The 18,960-nt window shown below is 51.7% G+C and carries 16 protein-coding genes and 1 pseudogene; all 17 read left to right on the plus strand.

The annotated features are described in order from the left end of the window. Nucleotides 1-201: pseudogene (locus tag ABZJ92_RS08990) on the plus strand (hypothetical protein); the annotation flags it as partial. 15 nt (nt 202-216) lie between these two features. Then, nucleotides 217-765 carry a colanic acid biosynthesis acetyltransferase WcaF gene (gene wcaF / locus ABZJ92_RS08995; protein ID WP_001153547.1) on the plus strand — a complete coding sequence of 183 codons (549 nt, stop codon included), beginning with the start codon at nt 217-219 and terminating at the stop codon, nt 763-765. A 25-nt stretch (nt 766-790) separates the two neighbouring features. Then, on the plus strand, nt 791-1,912 hold the full coding sequence (gene gmd, locus ABZJ92_RS09000) for a GDP-mannose 4,6-dehydratase (protein WP_000048190.1): 1,122 nt from the start codon (nt 791-793) through the stop codon (nt 1,910-1,912). 2 nt (nt 1,913-1,914) lie between these two features. Continuing rightward, nucleotides 1,915-2,883, plus strand: a complete 969-nt coding sequence (gene fcl, locus ABZJ92_RS09005; protein WP_000043580.1) for a GDP-L-fucose synthase — start codon at nt 1,915-1,917, stop codon at nt 2,881-2,883. Next, a complete protein-coding gene (gene gmm / locus ABZJ92_RS09010; RefSeq protein WP_000479838.1) occupies nt 2,883-3,362 on the plus strand; it encodes a GDP-mannose mannosyl hydrolase in 480 nt (159 codons plus the stop codon). Before fcl ends, gmm begins: the two co-directional genes overlap by 1 nt. Beyond that, entirely contained in the window at nt 3,359-4,582 is a 1,224-nt protein-coding gene (gene wcaI, locus ABZJ92_RS09015; RefSeq protein WP_000699711.1) for a colanic acid biosynthesis fucosyltransferase WcaI, read from the plus strand. Before gmm ends, wcaI begins: the two co-directional genes overlap by 4 nt. A 2-nt stretch (nt 4,583-4,584) precedes the next feature. After that, nucleotides 4,585-6,021: a mannose-1-phosphate guanyltransferase gene (gene cpsB / locus ABZJ92_RS09020; RefSeq protein ID WP_000079297.1), complete on the plus strand. Its 1,437-nt coding sequence runs from the start codon at nt 4,585-4,587 to the stop codon at nt 6,019-6,021. A 192-nt stretch (nt 6,022-6,213) separates the two neighbouring features. Next, the gene (gene cpsG, locus ABZJ92_RS09025) at nt 6,214-7,584 is read left to right on the plus strand and encodes a colanic acid biosynthesis phosphomannomutase CpsG (protein ID WP_005049180.1); all 1,371 of its coding nucleotides are present in this window, start codon (nt 6,214-6,216) and stop codon (nt 7,582-7,584) included. Nucleotides 7,585-7,638: 54 nt separating this feature from the next. After that, a complete protein-coding gene (gene wcaJ / locus ABZJ92_RS09030; RefSeq protein WP_000183130.1) occupies nt 7,639-9,033 on the plus strand; it encodes an undecaprenyl-phosphate glucose phosphotransferase in 1,395 nt (464 codons plus the stop codon). A 1-nt stretch (nt 9,034) separates the two neighbouring features. Continuing rightward, nucleotides 9,035-10,513, plus strand: a complete 1,479-nt coding sequence (gene wzxC, locus ABZJ92_RS09035; RefSeq protein WP_000058508.1) for a colanic acid undecaprenyl disphosphate flippase WzxC — start codon at nt 9,035-9,037, stop codon at nt 10,511-10,513. A gap of 179 nt (nt 10,514-10,692) precedes the next feature. Continuing rightward, nucleotides 10,693-11,973, plus strand: a complete 1,281-nt coding sequence (gene wcaK / locus ABZJ92_RS09040) for a colanic acid biosynthesis pyruvyl transferase WcaK (protein ID WP_000770853.1) — start codon at nt 10,693-10,695, stop codon at nt 11,971-11,973. After that, nucleotides 11,970-13,190 (plus strand): colanic acid biosynthesis glycosyltransferase WcaL, encoded by a 1,221-nt coding sequence (gene wcaL / locus ABZJ92_RS09045; protein ID WP_000862615.1) that lies wholly within the window; start codon nt 11,970-11,972, stop codon nt 13,188-13,190. The genes wcaK and wcaL overlap by 4 nt, the downstream gene beginning before the upstream one ends. Before the next feature lie 10 nt (nt 13,191-13,200). Then, a complete protein-coding gene (gene wcaM / locus ABZJ92_RS09050) occupies nt 13,201-14,595 on the plus strand; it encodes a colanic acid biosynthesis protein WcaM (RefSeq protein WP_001116126.1) in 1,395 nt (464 codons plus the stop codon). A gap of 174 nt (nt 14,596-14,769) precedes the next feature. Beyond that, complete coding sequence (gene galF / locus ABZJ92_RS09055; protein ID WP_000183041.1) at nt 14,770-15,663, plus strand: UTP--glucose-1-phosphate uridylyltransferase GalF; 894 nt, start codon at nt 14,770-14,772, stop codon at nt 15,661-15,663. Between the two features lie 372 nt (nt 15,664-16,035). Beyond that, the gene (gene rfbB / locus ABZJ92_RS09060) at nt 16,036-17,121 is read left to right on the plus strand and encodes a dTDP-glucose 4,6-dehydratase (protein ID WP_000699404.1); all 1,086 of its coding nucleotides are present in this window, start codon (nt 16,036-16,038) and stop codon (nt 17,119-17,121) included. Then, nucleotides 17,121-18,020 carry a dTDP-4-dehydrorhamnose reductase gene (gene rfbD / locus ABZJ92_RS09065; RefSeq protein ID WP_001023623.1) on the plus strand — a complete coding sequence of 300 codons (900 nt, stop codon included), beginning with the start codon at nt 17,121-17,123 and terminating at the stop codon, nt 18,018-18,020. Before rfbB ends, rfbD begins: the two co-directional genes overlap by 1 nt. 58 nt (nt 18,021-18,078) lie before the next feature. Next, complete coding sequence (rfbA, locus tag ABZJ92_RS09070) at nt 18,079-18,957, plus strand: glucose-1-phosphate thymidylyltransferase RfbA (protein WP_000857518.1); 879 nt, start codon at nt 18,079-18,081, stop codon at nt 18,955-18,957. Nucleotides 18,958-18,960: the final 3 nt, after the last annotated feature.

The raw sequence follows: 18,960 nt of genomic DNA on the forward strand, positions 1-18,960 counted from the left end.
TCTGATGGAAATGGAAGCCACGCAAGCACCTTAAAATCACCATCATACACTAAATCAGTAAGTTGGCAGCATTACCTGTGTGCTGACGCCAAAAAAGTCCAACGGCAGATATTACATGTACCTGGCTTCTGGGCAGAATTATCCTGGCATTTACGCCAACGTACGACAGGTAAGACTAAAGCCTTATATAACAAAGTCTGAATATAAGGAAAACCAATGCAAGATTTAAGCGGTTTCTCGGTGCCGAAAGGGTTCCGGGGCGGCAACGCTATTAAAGTGCAATTATGGTGGGCAGTACAGGCAACAATATTTGCCTGGTCGCCACAAGTATTGTATCGCTGGCGGGCTTTTTTATTACGTTTATTCGGAGCAAAAATAGGAAAAAACGTAGTTATTCGTCCGTCAGTAAAAATTACCTATCCGTGGAAATTAACCTTAGGTGATTACGCGTGGGTTGGCGATGACGTCAATTTATATACCCTCGGTGAAATAACCATTGGCGCACATTCGGTGATATCGCAAAAAAGTTATTTATGCACCGGTAGCCACGACCATGCAAGTCAACATTTCACCATTAACGCCACGCCTATTGTGATTGGCGAGAAATGCTGGCTGGCAACCGATGTCTTTGTTGCCCCAGGCGTCACAATCGGCGACGGCACCGTCGTGGGTGCACGAAGCAGTGTTTTTAAATCGCTTCCGGCAAATGTGGTTTGCCGGGGGAATCCCGCAGTGGTGATACGCGAACGCGTTGAAACTGAATAAATTCAAAAATACAGAGGAATAAGACATGTCAAAAGTCGCTCTCATCACCGGTGTAACCGGACAAGACGGTTCTTACCTGGCAGAGTTTCTGCTGGAAAAAGGTTACGAGGTGCATGGTATTAAGCGTCGCGCATCGTCATTCAACACCGAGCGCGTGGATCACATTTATCAGGATCCGCACACCTGCAACCCGAAATTCCATCTGCATTATGGCGACCTGAGTGATACCTCTAACCTGACGCGCATTTTGCGTGAAGTACAGCCGGATGAAGTGTACAACCTAGGCGCAATGAGCCACGTTGCGGTCTCTTTTGAGTCACCAGAATATACCGCTGACGTCGACGCGATGGGTACGCTGCGCCTGCTGGAGGCGATCCGCTTCCTCGGTCTGGAAAAGAAAACTCGTTTCTATCAGGCTTCCACCTCTGAACTGTATGGTCTGGTGCAGGAAATTCCGCAGAAAGAAACCACGCCGTTCTACCCGCGATCTCCGTATGCGGTCGCCAAACTGTACGCCTACTGGATCACCGTTAACTACCGCGAATCCTACGGCATGTACGCTTGTAACGGAATTCTCTTCAACCATGAATCCCCGCGCCGCGGCGAAACCTTCGTTACCCGCAAAATCACCCGCGCAATCGCCAACATCGCCCAGGGGCTGGAGTCGTGCCTGTACCTCGGCAATATGGATTCCCTGCGTGACTGGGGCCACGCCAAAGACTACGTAAAAATGCAGTGGATGATGCTGCAACAGGAACAGCCGGAAGATTTCGTTATCGCGACCGGCGTTCAGTACTCCGTACGTCAGTTTGTGGAAATGGCGGCAGCACAGCTGGGCATCAAACTGCGCTTTGAAGGCACGGGTGTTGAAGAGAAGGGCATTGTGGTTTCCGTCACCGGGCATGACGCGCCGGGCGTTAAACCGGGTGATGTGATTATCGCCGTTGATCCGCGTTACTTCCGTCCGGCAGAAGTTGAAACGCTGCTCGGCGACCCGACCAAAGCGCACGAAAAACTGGGCTGGAAACCGGAAATCACCCTCAGAGAGATGGTGTCTGAAATGGTGGCTAATGACCTCGAAGCGGCGAAAAAACACTCTCTGCTGAAATCTCACGGCTACGACGTGGCGATCGCGCTGGAGTCATAAGCATGAGTAAACAACGCATTTTTATCGCTGGCCATTGTGGGATGGTCGGTTCTGCCATCAAGCGGCAGCTCGAACAGCGCGGTGATGTGGAGCTGGTATTACGTACCCGCGATGAACTGAACCTGCTGGACAGCCGCGCCGTGCATGATTTCTTTGCCAGCGAACGCATTGACCAGGTCTATCTGGCGGCGGCGAAAGTGGGCGGCATTGTTGCCAACAACACCTATCCGGCGGATTTCATCTACCAGAACATGATGATTGAGAGCAACATCATTCACGCCGCGCATCAGAACGACGTGAACAAACTGATGTTTCTCGGATCGTCCTGCATCTACCCGAAACTGGCAAAACAGCCGATGGCAGAAAGCGAGTTATTGCAGGGCACGCTGGAGCCGACCAACGAGCCTTACGCCATTGCCAAAATCGCCGGGATCAAACTGTGCGAATCTTACAACCGCCAGTATGGACGCGATTACCGCACTGTCATGCCGACCAACCTGTACGGGCCGCATGACAACTTCCACCCGAGTAACTCCCATGTGATACCAGCATTGCTGCGTCGCTTCCACGAGGCGACGGCACAGAATGCGCCGGACGTGGTGGTATGGGGCAGCGGTACACCGATGCGTGAATTCCTGCACGTCGATGATATGGCGGCGGCGAGCATTCATGTCATGGAGCTGGCGCATGAAGTCTGGCTGGAGAATACCCAACCGATGCTGTCGCACATTAACGTCGGCACGGGCGTTGACTGCACTATCCGCGAGCTGGCGCAAACCATCGCCAAAGTGGTGGGTTACAAAGGTCGGGTGGTTTTTGATGCCAGCAAACCGGATGGTACGCCGCGCAAACTGCTGGATGTGACGCGCCTGCATCAGCTTGGCTGGTATCACGAAATCTCACTGGAAGCGGGGCTTGCCAGCACTTACCAGTGGTTCCTTGAGAATCAAGACCGCTTTCGGGGGGAATGATGTTTTTACGTCAGGAAGACTTTGCCACTGTAGTGCGCTCCACACCGCTTGTCTCTCTCGACTTTATTGTCGAGAACAGTCGCGGCGAGTTTCTGCTTGGCAAAAGAACCAACCGCCCGGCGCAGGGTTACTGGTTTGTGCCGGGAGGGCGCGTGCAGAAAGACGAAACGCTGGAAGCCGCATTTGAGCGGCTGACGATGGCGGAACTGGGGCTGCGTCTGCCGATAACAGCAGGCCAGTTTTACGGTGTCTGGCAGCATTTTTATGACGATAACTTCTCCGGCACGGATTTCACCACTCACTATGTGGTGCTCGGTTTTCGCTTCAGAGTAGCGGAAGAAGAGCTGTTACTGCCGGATGAGCAGCATGACGATTACCGCTGGCTGACGCCGGACGCGCTGCTCGCCAGTAACGATGTTCACGCTAACAGCCGAGCCTATTTTCTCGCTGAGAAGCGTGCCGGAGTACCCGGATTATGAAAATACTGGTCTACGGCATTAACTACTCGCCGGAGTTAACCGGCATCGGCAAATACACCGGCGAGATGGTGGAATGGTTGGCGGCACAAGGTCATGAGGTGCGGGTCATTACCGCACCGCCTTACTACCCGCAATGGCAGGTGGGTGAGAACTATTCCGCCTGGCGCTACAAACGAGAAGAAGGGGCCGCCACGGTGTGGCGCTGCCCGCTGTACGTGCCAAAACAGCCGAGCACCCTGAAACGCTTGTTGCATCTCGGCAGTTTTGCCGTCAGCAGTTTCTTTCCACTGATGGCGCAACGTCGCTGGAAGCCGGATCGCATTATTGGCGTAGTGCCAACGCTGTTTTGCACGCCGGGAATGCGCCTGCTGGCGAAGCTCTCTGGTGCGCGTACCGTGCTGCATATTCAGGATTACGAAGTGGACGCCATGCTGGGGCTGGGCCTTGCCGGAAAAGGCAAAGGCGGCAAAGTGGCACAGCTGGCAACGGCGTTCGAACGTAGCGGACTGCATAACGTCGATAACGTTTCCACGATTTCGCGTTCGATGATGAATAAAGCCATCGAAAAAGGCGTGGCGGCGGATAACGTCATCTTCTTCCCCAACTGGTCGGAAATTGCCCGTTTTCAGCATGTTGCAGACGCCGATGTTGATGCCCTTCGTAACCAGCTTGGCCTGCCGGATAACAAAAAAATCATTCTTTACTCCGGCAATATTGGTGAAAAGCAGGGGCTGGAAAACGTTATTGAAGCTGCCGATCTCCTGCGCGATGAACCGCTGATTTTTGCCATTGTCGGGCAGGGCGGCGGCAAAGCGCGGCTGGAAAAAATGGCGCAGCAGCGTGGACTGCGCAACATGCAATTTTTCCCGCTGCAATCGTATGACGCTTTACCTGCACTGCTGAAGATGGGCGATTGCCATCTGGTGGTGCAAAAACGCGGCGCGGCAGATGCCGTATTGCCGTCGAAACTGACCAATATTCTGGCGGTAGGCGGTAACGCGGTGATTACCGCAGAGGCCCACACAGAACTGGGGCAGCTTTGCGAAACCTTTCCGGGTATTGCGGTTTGCGTAGAACCGGAATCGGTCGAGGCGCTGGTGGCGGGGATTCGTCAGGCGCTCCTGCTGCCCAAACATAACACGGTGGCACGTGAATATGCCGAACGCACGCTCGATAAAGAGAACGTGTTACGTCAATTTATAAATGATATTCGGGGATAATTATGGCGCAGTCGAAACTCTATCCAGTTGTGATGGCAGGTGGCTCCGGTAGCCGTTTATGGCCGCTTTCCCGCGTACTTTACCCCAAGCAGTTTTTATGCCTGAAAGGCGATCTCACCATGCTGCAAACCACCATCTGCCGCCTGAACGGCGTGGAGTGCGAAAGCCCGGTGGTGATTTGCAATGAGCAGCACCGCTTTATTGTCGCGGAACAGCTGCGTCAACTGAACAAACTCACCGAGAACATTATTCTCGAACCGGCAGGGCGTAACACTGCACCTGCCATTGCACTGGCGGCGCTGGCGGCAAAACGTCATAGCCCGGAGAGCGACCCGTTAATGCTGGTATTGGCGGCGGATCATGTGATTGCCGATGAAGACGCGTTCCGTGCCGCCGTGCGTAATGCCATGCCTTATGCCGAAGCGGGCAAGCTGGTGACCTTTGGCATTGTGCCGGATCTACCAGAAACCGGTTATGGCTATATTCGTCGCGGTGAAGTGTCTGTGGGTGAGCAGGATACGGTGGCCTTTGAAGTGGCGCAGTTTGTCGAAAAACCGAATCTGGAAACCGCCCAGGCCTATGTAGCAAGCGGCGAATATTACTGGAACAGCGGCATGTTCCTGTTCCGCGCCGGACGCTATCTCGAAGAACTGAAAAAATATCGCCCGGATATCCTCGATGCCTGCGAAAAAGCGATGAGCGCCGTCGATCCGGATCTCGATTTTATTCGTGTGGATGAAGAAGCGTTTCTCGCCTGCCCGGAAGAGTCGGTGGATTACGCGGTCATGGAACCTACGGCAGATGCTGTTGTGGTGCCGATGGATGCGGGCTGGAGCGATGTTGGTTCCTGGTCTTCATTATGGGAGATCAGCGCCCACACCGCCGAGGGCAACGTTTGCCACGGCGATGTGATTAATCACAAAACTGAAAACAGCTATGTGTATGCCGAATCAGGCCTGGTCACCACCGTCGGGGTGAAAGATCTGGTAGTGGTGCAGACCAAAGATGCGGTGCTGATTGCCGACCGTAACGCGGTACAGGATGTGAAAAAAGTGGTCGAGCAGATCAAAGCCGATGGTCGCCATGAGCATCGGGTGCATCGCGAAGTGTATCGTCCGTGGGGCAAATATGACTCTATCGACGCGGGCGACCGCTACCAGGTGAAACGCATCACCGTGAAACCGGGCGAGGGTTTGTCGGTACAGATGCACCATCACCGCGCGGAACACTGGGTAGTGGTCGCGGGAACGGCAAAAGTCACCATTGATGGTGATATCAAACTGCTTGGTGAAAACGAGTCCATTTATATTCCGCTGGGGGCGACGCACTGCCTGGAAAACCCGGGGAAAATTCCGCTCGATTTAATTGAAGTGCGCTCCGGCTCTTATCTCGAAGAGGATGATGTGGTGCGCTTCGCGGATCGCTACGGACGGGTGTAAACGTCGCATCAGGCGCTGTTTGTCGGATGCGGCGTGAACGCCTTATCCGACCTACGGTTCGGTTTTGTAGGCCTGATAAGACGCGGCAGCGTCGCATCAGGCAATGAATGCGAAACCGCGGTGTAAATAACGACAAAAATAAAATTGGCCGTTTCGGTCAGGGCCAACTATTGCCTGAAAAAGGGTAACGACATGAAAAAATTAACCTGCTTTAAAGCCTATGATATTCGCGGGAAATTAGGCGAAGAACTGAATGAAGATATCGCCTGGCGCATTGGTCGCGCCTATGGCGAATTTCTCAAACCGAAAACCATTGTGTTAGGCGGTGATGTCCGTCTCACCAGCGAAACCTTAAAACTGGCGCTGGCAAAAGGTTTACAGGATGCGGGCGTCGATGTGCTGGATATCGGTATGTCCGGCACCGAAGAGATCTATTTCGCCACGTTCCATCTCGGCGTGGATGGCGGCATTGAAGTTACTGCCAGCCATAATCCGATGGATTACAACGGCATGAAGCTGGTGCGCGAGGGGGCTCGCACGATCAGCGGTGATACCGGACTGCGCGACGTCCAGCGTCTGGCTGAAGCCAACGACTTTCCTCCCGTCGATGAAACCAAACGCGGTCGCTATCAGCAAATCAACCTGCGTGACGCTTACGTTGATCACCTGTTCGGTTATATCAATGTCAAAAATCTCACGCCGCTCAAGCTGGTGATCAACTCCGGGAATGGCGCAGCGGGTCCGGTGGTGGACGCCATTGAAGCCCGCTTTAAAGCCCTCGGCGCGCCCGTGGAATTAATCAAAGTACACAACACACCGGACGGCAATTTCCCCAACGGTATTCCTAACCCGCTGCTGCCGGAATGTCGCGACGACACCCGCAATGCGGTCATCAAACACGGCGCGGATATGGGCATTGCCTTTGATGGCGATTTTGACCGCTGTTTTCTGTTTGACGAAAAAGGGCAGTTTATCGAGGGCTACTACATTGTCGGCCTGCTGGCAGAAGCGTTCCTCGAAAAAAATCCCGGCGCGAAGATCATCCATGATCCGCGTCTCTCTTGGAACACTATTGATGTGGTGACTGCTGCAGGCGGCACGCCGGTAATGTCGAAAACCGGACACGCCTTTATTAAAGAACGGATGCGCAAGGAAGACGCCATCTACGGTGGCGAAATGAGCGCCCACCATTACTTCCGTGATTTCGCTTACTGCGACAGCGGCATGATCCCGTGGCTGCTGGTCGCCGAACTGGTGTGCCTGAAAGGAAAAACGCTGGGCGAACTGGTGCGCGACCGGATGGCGGCGTTTCCGGCAAGCGGTGAGATCAACAGCAAACTGGCGCAACCCGTTGAGGCGATTAACCGCGTGGAACAGCATTTTAGCCGTGAGGCGCTGGCGGTGGATCGCAGCGATGGCATCAGCATGACCTTTGCCGACTGGCGCTTTAACCTGCGCACCTCCAATACCGAACCGGTGGTGCGCCTGAATGTGGAATCGCGCGGTGATGTGCCGCTGATGGAAGCGCGAACGCGAACTCTGCTGACGTTGCTGAACGAGTAATGTCGGATCTTCCCTTACCCCACTGCGGGTAAGGGGCTAATAACAGGAACAACGATGACAAATCTAAAAAAGCGCGAGCGAGCGAAAACCAATGCATCGTTAATCTCTATGGTGCAACGCTTTTCAGATATCACCATCATGTTTGCCGGGCTATGGCTGGTTTGCGAAGTCAGCGGACTGTCATTCCTCTACATGCACCTGTTGGTGGCGCTGATTACGCTGGTGGTGTTCCAGATGCTGGGCGGCATCACCGATTTTTATCGCTCATGGCGCGGTGTTCGGGCAGCGACAGAATTTGCCCTGTTGCTACAAAACTGGACCTTAAGCGTGATTTTCAGCGCCGGACTGGTGGCGTTCAACAATGATTTCGACACGCAACTGAAAATCTGGCTGGCGTGGTATGGGCTGACCAGCATCGGACTGGTGGTTTGCCGTTCATGTATTCGCATTGGGGCGGGCTGGCTGCGTAATCATGGCTACAACAAGCGGATGGTCGCCGTAGCGGGGGATTTAGCCGCCGGACAAATGCTGATGGAGAGTTTCCGTAATCAGCCGTGGTTAGGGTTTGAAGTGGTGGGCGTTTACCACGACCCGAAACCGGGCGGCGTTTCTAACGACTGGGCGGGTAACCTGCAACAGCTGGTCGAGGATGCAAAAGCGGGCAAGATTCATAACGTCTATATCGCGATGCAAATGTGCGACGGCGCACGAGTGAAAAAACTGGTCCATCAACTGGCGGATACCACCTGTTCGGTGCTGCTGATCCCCGACGTCTTTACCTTCAACATTCTCCATTCACGTCTCGAAGAGATGAACGGCGTTCCGGTGGTGCCGCTGTATGACACGCCGCTTTCGGGGGTTAACCGCCTGCTAAAACGTGCGGAAGACATTGTGCTGGCGACGCTTATTCTGCTGCTGATCTCCCCGGTGCTGTGCTGTATTGCGCTGGCGGTGAAACTCAGTTCACCAGGGCCGGTTATTTTCCGCCAGACTCGCTATGGTATGGATGGCAAGCCGATCAAAGTGTGGAAGTTCCGTTCCATGAAAGTGATGGAGAACGACAAAGTGGTGACCCAGGCGACGCAGAACGATCCGCGCGTCACTAAAGTGGGGAACTTTCTGCGCCGCACCTCGCTGGACGAATTGCCGCAGTTTATCAATGTGCTGACCGGGGGGATGTCGATTGTCGGTCCACGTCCGCACGCAGTAGCGCATAACGAACAGTATCGCCAGCTCATTGAAGGCTACATGCTGCGCCATAAAGTGAAACCGGGCATTACCGGCTGGGCGCAGATTAATGGCTGGCGCGGCGAAACCGACACGCTGGAGAAAATGGAAAAACGCGTCGAGTTCGACCTTGAGTACATCCGCGAATGGAGCGTCTGGTTCGATATCAAAATCGTTTTCCTGACGGTATTCAAGGGCTTCGTTAACAAAGCGGCATATTGATATGAGCTTACGTGAAAAAACCATCAGCGGCGCGAAGTGGTCGGCTATTGCCACGGTGATCATCATCGGCCTCGGGCTGGTGCAGATGACCGTGCTGGCGCGGATTATCGACAACCACCAGTTCGGCCTGCTGACTGTGTCGCTGGTGATTATCGCGCTGGCAGATACGCTTTCTGACTTCGGTATCGCTAACTCGATTATTCAGCGAAAAGAAATCAGTCACCTTGAACTCACCACGCTGTACTGGCTGAACGTCGGGCTGGGGCTTGTGGTATGTGTGGCGGTGTTTTTGTTGAGTGATGTCATCGGCGACGTGCTGAATAACCCGGACCTGGCACCGTTGATTAAAACATTGTCGCTGGCGTTTGTGGTGATCCCCCACGGGCAACAGTTCCGCGCGTTGATGCAGAAGGAGCTGGAGTTCAACAAAATCGGCATGATCGAAACCAGCGCGGTGCTGGCGGGCTTCACTTTTACGGTAGTTAGCGCCCATTTCTGGCCGCTGGCGATGACCGCGATCCTCGGTTATCTGGTCAATAGTGCGGTGAGAACACTGCTGTTTGGCTACTTTGGACGCAAAATTTATTGCCCCGGTCTGCACTTCTCGCTGGCGTCTGTGGCACCGAACTTACGTTTTGGTGCCTGGCTGACGGCGGACAGCATCATCAACTATCTCAACACCAACCTTTCAACGCTGGTGCTGGCGCGTATTCTTGGCGCGGGCGTGGCAGGGGGATACAACCTGGCGTACAACGTGGCCGTCGTACCGCCGATGAAGCTGAACCCAATCATCACCCGCGTGTTGTTTCCGGCGTTTGCCAAAATTCAGGACGACACCGAAAAGCTGCGTGTTAACTTCTACAAGCTGCTGTCGATAGTGGGGATTATCAACTTTCCGGCGCTGCTGGGGCTGATGGTGGTGTCGAATAACTTCGTACCGCTGGTATTCGGCGAAAAGTGGAACAGCATTATTCCGGTGCTGCAATTGCTGTGTATTGTGGGTCTGCTGCGCTCCGTGGGTAACCCGATTGGTTCGCTGCTGATGGCGAAAGCGCGGGTCGATATCAGCTTTAAATTCAACGTATTCAAAACATTTCTGTTTATTCCGGCGATTGTTATTGGTGGGCAGATGGCGGGCGCAATCGGCGTCACGCTCGGTTTCCTGCTGGTGCAGATTATCAACACCATTCTGAGTTACTTCGTGATGATTAAACCGGTTCTTGGTTCCAGTTATCGCCAGTACATCCTGAGTTTGTGGCTGCCGTTTTATCTCTCGTTGCCGACGCTGGTGGTCAGTTATGCGCTGGGCATTGTGCTGAAAGGGCAACTGGCGCTGGGGATGCTGCTGGCGGTGCAAATAGCCGCGGGCGTGCTGGCGTTTGTGGTGATGATTGTGCTGTCACGCCATCCGCTGGTGGTGGAAGTGAAGCGTCAGTTTTGTCGCAGCGAAAAAATGAAAATGCTTTTACGGGCGGGGTGAATTGCTGTTTTCGGTTCCGACAACGGTTGCCGGATGCGGCGTAAAACGCCTTATCCGTCCTACGGTTCTGTGCTCGGGACCTGTAGGCCTGATAAGACGCGCCAGCGTCGCATCAGGCAAAAAACGGCAACGAACACAACAAACACAGCCTCACCTGGCATCAAATTTATGAGGAAAAAATGAAATTACTTATTCTGGGCAACCACACTTGCGGCAATCGTGGCGACAGCGCCATCTTGCGCGGCTTACTTGATGCCATCAACATCCTCAATCCACATACCGAAGTGGACGTGATGAGCCGCTATCCGGTCAGTTCTTCCTGGCTGCTCAACCGCCCGGTAATGGGCGATCCGCTGTTCCTGCAGATGACACAACACAATAGCGCGGCGGGCGTTGTCGGGCGCATTAAAAAAGTCCTCCGTCGCCGCTACCAGCATCAGGTATTGCTCTCACGCGTCACCGACACTGGCAAGCTGCGCAATATCGCCATCGCCCAGGGATTCACCGACTTCGTGCGCCTGCTGTCAGGTTACGACGCCATTATTCAGGTCGGCGGATCGTTTTTTGTCGATCTCTACGGCGTGCCGCAGTTTGAACATGCGCTTTGCACATTTATGGCGAAAAAGCCGCTGTTTATGATTGGTCACAGCGTCGGCCCCTTCCAGGATGAGCAATTTAACCAACTGGCGAACTATGTCTTTGGTCACTGCGACGCGCTGATCCTGCGCGAATCGGTCAGCCTTGATTTGATGAAACGCAGAAATATCACCACCGCAAAAGTGGAACATGGCGTCGATACCGCGTGGCTGGTCGATCACCACACCGAAGACTTCACCGCCAGCTATGCCGTTCAACACTGGCTGGACGTTGCCGCACAACAGAAAACAGTGGCAATTACCCTGCGCGAACTGGCACCGTTCGACAAACGTCTCGGCACCACTCAACAAGCGTATGAAAAAGCCTTTGCCGGGGTGGTCAATCGCATTCTCGATGAAGGCTATCAGGTGATTGCGCTCTCCACCTGTACGGGTATCGACAGCTATAACAAAGACGACCGCATGGTGGCGCTCAATCTGCGCCAGCACATCAGCGATCCTGCCCGTTACCACGTAGTGATGGATGAACTCAACGATCTGGAAATGGGCAAAATTCTCGGAGCCTGTGAACTCACCGTCGGTACGCGCCTGCACTCCGCCATTATCTCAATGAACTTTGCTACTCCGGCGATTGCCATCAACTATGAACATAAATCCGCCGGGATTATGCAGCAGCTGGGACTGCCAGAGATGGCGATTGATATTCGTCATTTACTGGACGGCAGCCTGCAAGCGATGGTTGCGGATACCTTAGGCCAGCTTCCGGTGCTGAACGCTCGATTTAACGAAGCCGTCAGTCGCGAACGTCAGACGGGAATGCAGATGGTGCAGTCTGTGCTTGAGCGCATCGGGGAGGTGAAATGAAGGTCGGCTTCTTCTTATTGAAATTCCCGCTGTCGTCGGAAACCTTCGTCCTCAATCAAATTACCGCGTTTATTGATATGGGCTTTGAAGTGGAGATTGTCGCTTTGCAAAAAGGCGATACAGAGAACACCCACGCGGCATGGACGAAATACAACCTTGTCGCCAGAACCCGCTGGTTACAGGACGAACCTGCGGGCAAAGTAGCGAAACTGCGCCACCGCGCCAGCCAGACCTTACGTGGCATTCATCGTAAAAATACCTGGCATGCGCTCAACCTCAAACGCTATGGTGCCGAGTCGCGGAACCTGATTTTGTCTGCCATTTGTGGTCAGGTCGCAACACCGTTTCGCGCCGATGTGTTCATCGCTCATTTTGGCCCGGCGGGGGTAACCGCAGCAAAACTACGCGAACTGGGTATCATTCGCGGCAAAATTGCCACCATCTTCCACGGTATTGATATCTCCAGTCGGGAAGTGCTCAACCACTACACTCCCGAATATCAACAACTGTTTCGCCGTGGCGACCTGATGTTACCGATAAGCGATCTGTGGGCCGGAAGGCTGCAAAAAATGGGCTGCCCCAGAGAAAAAATCGCCGTATCGCGTATGGGCGTGGACATGACGCGCTTTAGCCCGCGTCCGGTGAAAGCGCCCGCAACGCCGCTGGAAATCATATCTGTCGCACGCTTAACCGAGAAAAAAGGCCTGCATGTGGCGATTGAAGCCTGCCGTCAGTTGAAAGAGCAGGGCGTGGCATTTCGCTATCGCATCCTCGGCATTGGCCTGTGGGAACGACGCCTGCGCACCATCATCGAACAATATCAACTGGAAGATGTGGTAGAGATGCCGGGCTTTAAACCGAGCCATGAAGTGAAGGAGATGCTCGACGACGCGGATGTCTTCCTGTTGCCATCGGTAACGGGCGCGGATGGCGATATGGAAGGCATTCCGGTGGCGCTAATGGAAGCGATGGCGGTCGGTATTCCGGTGGTTTCTACTCTGCATAGCGGAATTCCTGAACTGGTGGAGGCCGATAAATCCGGCTGGCTGCTGCCTGAGAACGATGCTCGCGCACTGGCACAACGTCTGGCGGCGTTTAGCCAACTGGATACCGACGAACTGGCTCCGGTCGTCAAACGTGCGTGCGAAAAAGTCGAACACGATTTTAACCAGCAGGTGATTAATCGAGAACTCGCCAGCTTGCTGCAGGCTTTATAGAGGAGAACGTATGCCATTTAAAACACTCTCCCGACGCACCTTCCTGACGGCAAGCTCGGCGCTTGCCTTCCTCCATACCCCTTTCGCTCGCGCACTTCCCGCCCGACAAAGCGTTAACATTAACGACTACAACCCACATGACTGGATCGCCTCATTTAAACAAGCCTTCAGCGAAGGGCAAACGGTCGTCGTGCCTGCCGGATTCGTTTGTGACAATATCAACACCGGCATCTTCATCCCTCCCGGCAAAACGTTACACATCCTTGGAAGCCTGCGCGGCAACGGCAGAGGGCGATTTGTCTTACAGGACGGCAGCCAGGTGACAGGGGGAGAGGGCGGCGGTATGCATAACATTACCCTGGATGTGCGTGGTTCTGACTGCACCATCAAAGGGCTGGCGATGAGCGGCTTTGGCCCGGTAATGCAGATTTATATTGGCGGCAAAAACAAACGGGTCATGCGCAACCTGACCATCGATAACCTCACTGTCAGCCACGCTAATTACGCCATCTTACGCCAGGGATTTCATAACCAGATTATCGGTGCCAACATTACCAACTGTAAGTTCAGCGACTTACAGGGCGACGCCATTGAATGGAACGTGGCAATTAACGACAGTGATATTTTGATATCTGACCATGTCATCGAGCGTATCAACTGTACCAACGGCAAAATCAACTGGGGCATCGGCATAGGCCTTGCGGGAAGCACTTATGATAACAACTACCCGGAAGACCAGGCAGTGAAAAACTTTGTCGTGGCGAATATCACGGGATCGGATTGTCGGCAGTTGATCCATGTTGAAAATGGTAAACATTTTGTTATTCGTAATATCAATGCCCGCAATATCACGCCGGATTTCAGTAAGAAAGCGGGCATTGATAACGCGACAGTCGCTATTTACGGTTGTGACAATTTCGTGATTGATAATATTGAAATGATTAATAGCGCCGGGATGTTAATCGGCTATGGGGTAATTAAAGGCAAATATCTCTCGATACCGCAAAATTTCCGAGTGAATAATATTCAACTGGATAATACCCATCTTGCTTATAAATTGCGCGGCATCCAAATCTCCGCCGGGAATGCCGTCTCCTTTGTGTCGCTAACTAACATTGAGATGAAGCGTGCCTCGCTGGAGTTACACAACAAGCCGCAACATCTTTTTATGCGAAATATCAATGTGATGCAGGAATCCTCAGTTGGACCAGCATTGAGCATGAACTTCGACATGCGCAAAGACGTTCGCGGCGTCTTTATGGCGAAAAAAGAAACACTGCTGTCTCTTGCAAATGTTCATGCGGTGAATGAAAGAGGGCAAAGCTCCGTCGATATCGACAGGATTAATCACCATATTGTTAATGTGGAAAAGATTAACTTTAGATTGCCGGAACGGAGGGAGTAGATTTGCGACCATTCCTGGAAAAATGGAGCCATACTTAGGAACAATGCTACTGCAATCCACAACGAAGCGGCGTAACATCACAAGTAATTCAGTAATCAATTCAGGGTAATTGATGCTGGCGAAAAAAATCGAACAAGCTATAATTCAGCAACCATTTTACAGGTGGATGAAATAATGACGAATTTAAAAGCAGTTATTCCTGTAGCGGGTCTCGGGATGCATATGTTGCCTGCCACTAAGGCGATACCCAAAGAGATGCTACCAATCGTCGACAAGCCAATGATTCAGTACATTGTTGACGAGATTGTGGCTGCAGGGATCAAAGAAATCCTCCTGGTAACTCACGCGTCCAAGAACGCGGTCGAAAACCACTTCGACACCTCTTATGAGTTAGAATCACTCCTTGAGCAGCGCGTGAAGCGTCAACTGCTGGCGGAAGTACAGTCCATCTGTCCGCCGGGCGTGATCATTATGAACGTGCGTCAGGGCGAACCTTTAGGTTTAGGCCACTCCATTTTGTGTGCGCGACCTGCCATTGGTGACAACCCATTTGTCGTGGTACTGCCAGACGTTGTGATCGACGATGCCAGCGCCGACCCGCTACGTTACAACCTTGCTGCCATGATTGCACGTTTCAACGAAACGGGCCGCAGCCAGGTGCTGGCAAAACGTATGCCGGGTGACCTCTCTGAATACTCCGTCATCCAGACTAAAGAGCCGCTGGACCGTGAGGGTAAAGTCAGCCGCATTGTTGAATTTATCGAAAAACCGGATCAGCCGCAGACGCTGGACTCAGACATCATGGCCGTAGGTCGCTATGTGCTTTCTGCCGATATTTGGCCGGAACTGGAACGTACTCAGCCTGGTGCATGGGGACGTATTCAGCTGACTGATGCTATTGCCGAGCTGGCGAAAAAACAATCCGTTGATGCAATGCTGATGACCGGCGACAGTTACGACTGCGGCAAAAAAATGGGCTATATGCAGGCGTTTGTGAAGTATGGCCTACGCAACCTGAAAGAAGGGGCGAAGTTCCGTAAAGGTATTGAGAAGCTGTTAAGCGAATAATGAAAATCTGACCGGATGTAACGGTTGATAAGAAAATTATAACGGCAGTGAAGATTCGTGGCATAAGTTTTGCTCATTGAATTTTCCTGCCGTTGCCGTTTTTATAAAGCCTATAAAAACAAGAAGTTACATAGCTCATATTATTCAAATTTTTCCAGGATTTTCCTTGTTTCTACGGCTGTTTGGTAAGACAATTAACGTTTGAATTTTTCGGATTTGGCGCGAGTGGCTAACGCTCGCCACATCGTTGAGATGCATGCAGTGCACTGGTAGCTGTTAAGCCAGGGGCGGTAGCGTGTATTAATACCTCTATTAATCAAATCTGGAGCAGTCTATTTCACAGCATGCTCTATAGCTATATGGAATAAAAAAGTGAAGATACTTGTTACTGGTGGCGCAGGGTTTATTGGTTCTGCTGTTGTTCGTCACATAATAAATAATACGCAAGATAGTGTTGTTAATGTCGATAAATTAACATACGCCGGGAACCTGGAATCACTCGCTGATGTTTCTGATTCTGAACGTTATGCTTTTGAGCATGCAGATATCTGCGATGCTGTAGCCATGTCGCGTATTTTCGCACAGCACCAGCCAGACGCGGTGATGCACCTGGCGGCAGAGAGCCACGTTGACCGTTCAATAACGGGCCCTGCGGCATTTATTGAAACCAATATTGTGGGGACTTATGTTCTTTTAGAAGCGGCGCGCAATTACTGGTCTGCTCTGAATGATGAAAAGAAAAAAAGTTTCCGCTTTCATCATATTTCTACTGATGAAGTTTATGGTGACTTACCCCATCCGGATGAAGCAAATAATAACGAAGCGTTACCGCTATTTACGGAAACGACAGCTTACGCGCCAAGTAGCCCGTATTCTGCGTCTAAAGCTTCCAGCGATCATTTGGTACGTGCCTGGAAGCGGACTTATGGTTTACCAACCATTGTGACTAATTGCTCGAACAATTATGGTCCTTATCACTTCCCGGAAAAACTTATTCCATTGGTTATTCTGAATGCTCTGGAAGGTAAGGCATTACCTATTTATGGTAAAGGGGATCAAATTCGCGACTGGTTGTATGTAGAGGATCATGCTCGTGCGTTATATACCGTCGTAACCGAAGGTAAAGCGGGTGAAACTTATAACATTGGTGGACATAACGAAAAGAAAAACATCGACGTAGTGCTCACTATTTGTGATTTGTTGGATGAGATTGTACCGAAAGAGAAATCTTATCGTGAGCAAATTACTTATGTTGCCGATCGCCCGGGGCATGACCGCCGTTACGCCATTGATGCCGATAAAATTAGCCGCGAATTGGGCTGGAAACCGCAAGAAACGTTTGAGAGCGGGATTCGTAAAACGGTGGAATGGTATCTGGCTAATACAAATTGGGTTGAGAATGTGAAAAGCGGTACTTATCAGTCGTGGATTGAACAAAACTATGAGGGCCGTCAGTAATGAATATCCTGCTTTTCGGCAAAACAGGGCAGGTGGGTTGGGAACTGCAGCGTGCTCTGGCTCCTCTGGGTAACTTGATTGCGCTCGATGTTCACTCCACTGATTATTGTGGAGATTTCAGCAACCCCGAAGGTGTGGCTGAAACCGTCAAAAAAATTCGCCCCGATGTTATTGTTAATGCTGCTGCTCACACTGCAGTAGACAAAGCGGAATCAGAACCGAATTTCGCGCAATTACTTAACGCGACATGCGTCGAAGCGATTGCAAAAGCAGCTAATGAAGTCGGAGCCTGGGTTATACACTACTCCACTGATTATGTTTTCCCAGGCAACGGTGACACGCCATGGCTGGAAACGGATGCAACAGCACCGCTAAATGTCTACGGTGAAACCAAGCTAGCTGGGGAAAAAGCGTTACAAGAACATTGCGCAAAGCATCTTATTTTCCGTACCAGCTGGGTATACGCTGGTAAAGGAAATAACTTTGCCAAAACGATGTTGCGCCTGGCAAAAGAACGCGAAGAGTTGGCTGTAATAAACGATCAATTCGGCGCACCAACGGGGGCTGAATTACTGGCTGATTGCACCGCTCATGCCATTCGCGTGGCCGCAAATAAACCAGAAGTTGCTGGTTTGTACCATCTGGTTGCTGGTGGTACAACAACCTGGCACGATTATGCCGCTCTGGTATTTGAAGAAGCGCGCAGAGCGGGGATCAACCTTGCTCTTAACAAACTTAATGCCGTGCCGACAACGGCCTATCCCACACCAGCACGTCGTCCCCATAATTCTCGCCTCAATACCGAAAAATTTCAGCAGAACTTTGCGCTTGTCTTGCCTGACTGGCAGGTGGGCGTGAAACGTATGCTCAACGAATTATTTACGACCACGGCAATTTAACAAATTATTGCATCTCGCTCATGATGCTAGAGCGAGATGAATTAAAAGGAATGGTGAAATGAAAACGCGTAAAGGTATTATTCTGGCTGGTGGTTCCGGCACTCGTCTTTATCCTGTGACAATGGCTGTGAGCAAACAACTGCTACCGATTTATGATAAACCGATGATTTATTATCCGCTTTCAACGCTTATGTTGGCGGGTATTCGAGATATTCTGATTATCAGTACGCCGCAGGATACACCACGTTTTCAACAATTGCTTGGTGATGGAAGCCAGTGGGGGCTTAATCTGCAATATAAAGTACAACCGAGTCCGGATGGTCTGGCGCAAGCATTTATCATTGGTGAAGAATTTATAGGTGGTGATGATTGTGCGCTGGTACTTGGTGATAATATCTTCTATGGTCACGACCTGCCGAAATTAATGGATACCGCTGTTAACAGAGAGAGTGGCGCAACGGTTTTTGCCTATCACGTAAATGATCCTGAGCGCTACGGTGTGGTGGAATTTGATGATAACGGTACGGCAATTAGTCTGGAAGAAAAACCGCAGGAACCAAAAAGTAACTATGCGGTTACTGGGCTTTATTTCTATGACAATGACGTTGTAGAAATGGCGAAAAACCTTAAACCATCTGCACGTGGCGAACTGGAAATTACCGATATTAACCGTATTTATATGGACCAAGGACGTTTGTCTGTCGCTATGATGGGGCGTGGTTATGCATGGCTGGACACGGGGACACATCAAAGTCTTATTGAAGCAAGCAACTTCATTGCAACAATTGAAGAGCGTCAGGGGCTGAAAGTTTCCTGCCCGGAAGAAATTGCTCACCGTAAAGGCTTTATTGATGCTGAGCAAGTGAAGGTATTAGCCGAGCCGCTGAAGAAAAATGCTTATGGTCAGTATCTGCTGAAAATGATTAAAGGTTATTAATAA

It is taken from the genome of Shigella sp. FJ200513, assembly GCF_040495915.1.
Classification (GTDB): Bacteria; Pseudomonadota; Gammaproteobacteria; order Enterobacterales; family Enterobacteriaceae; genus ECMA0423.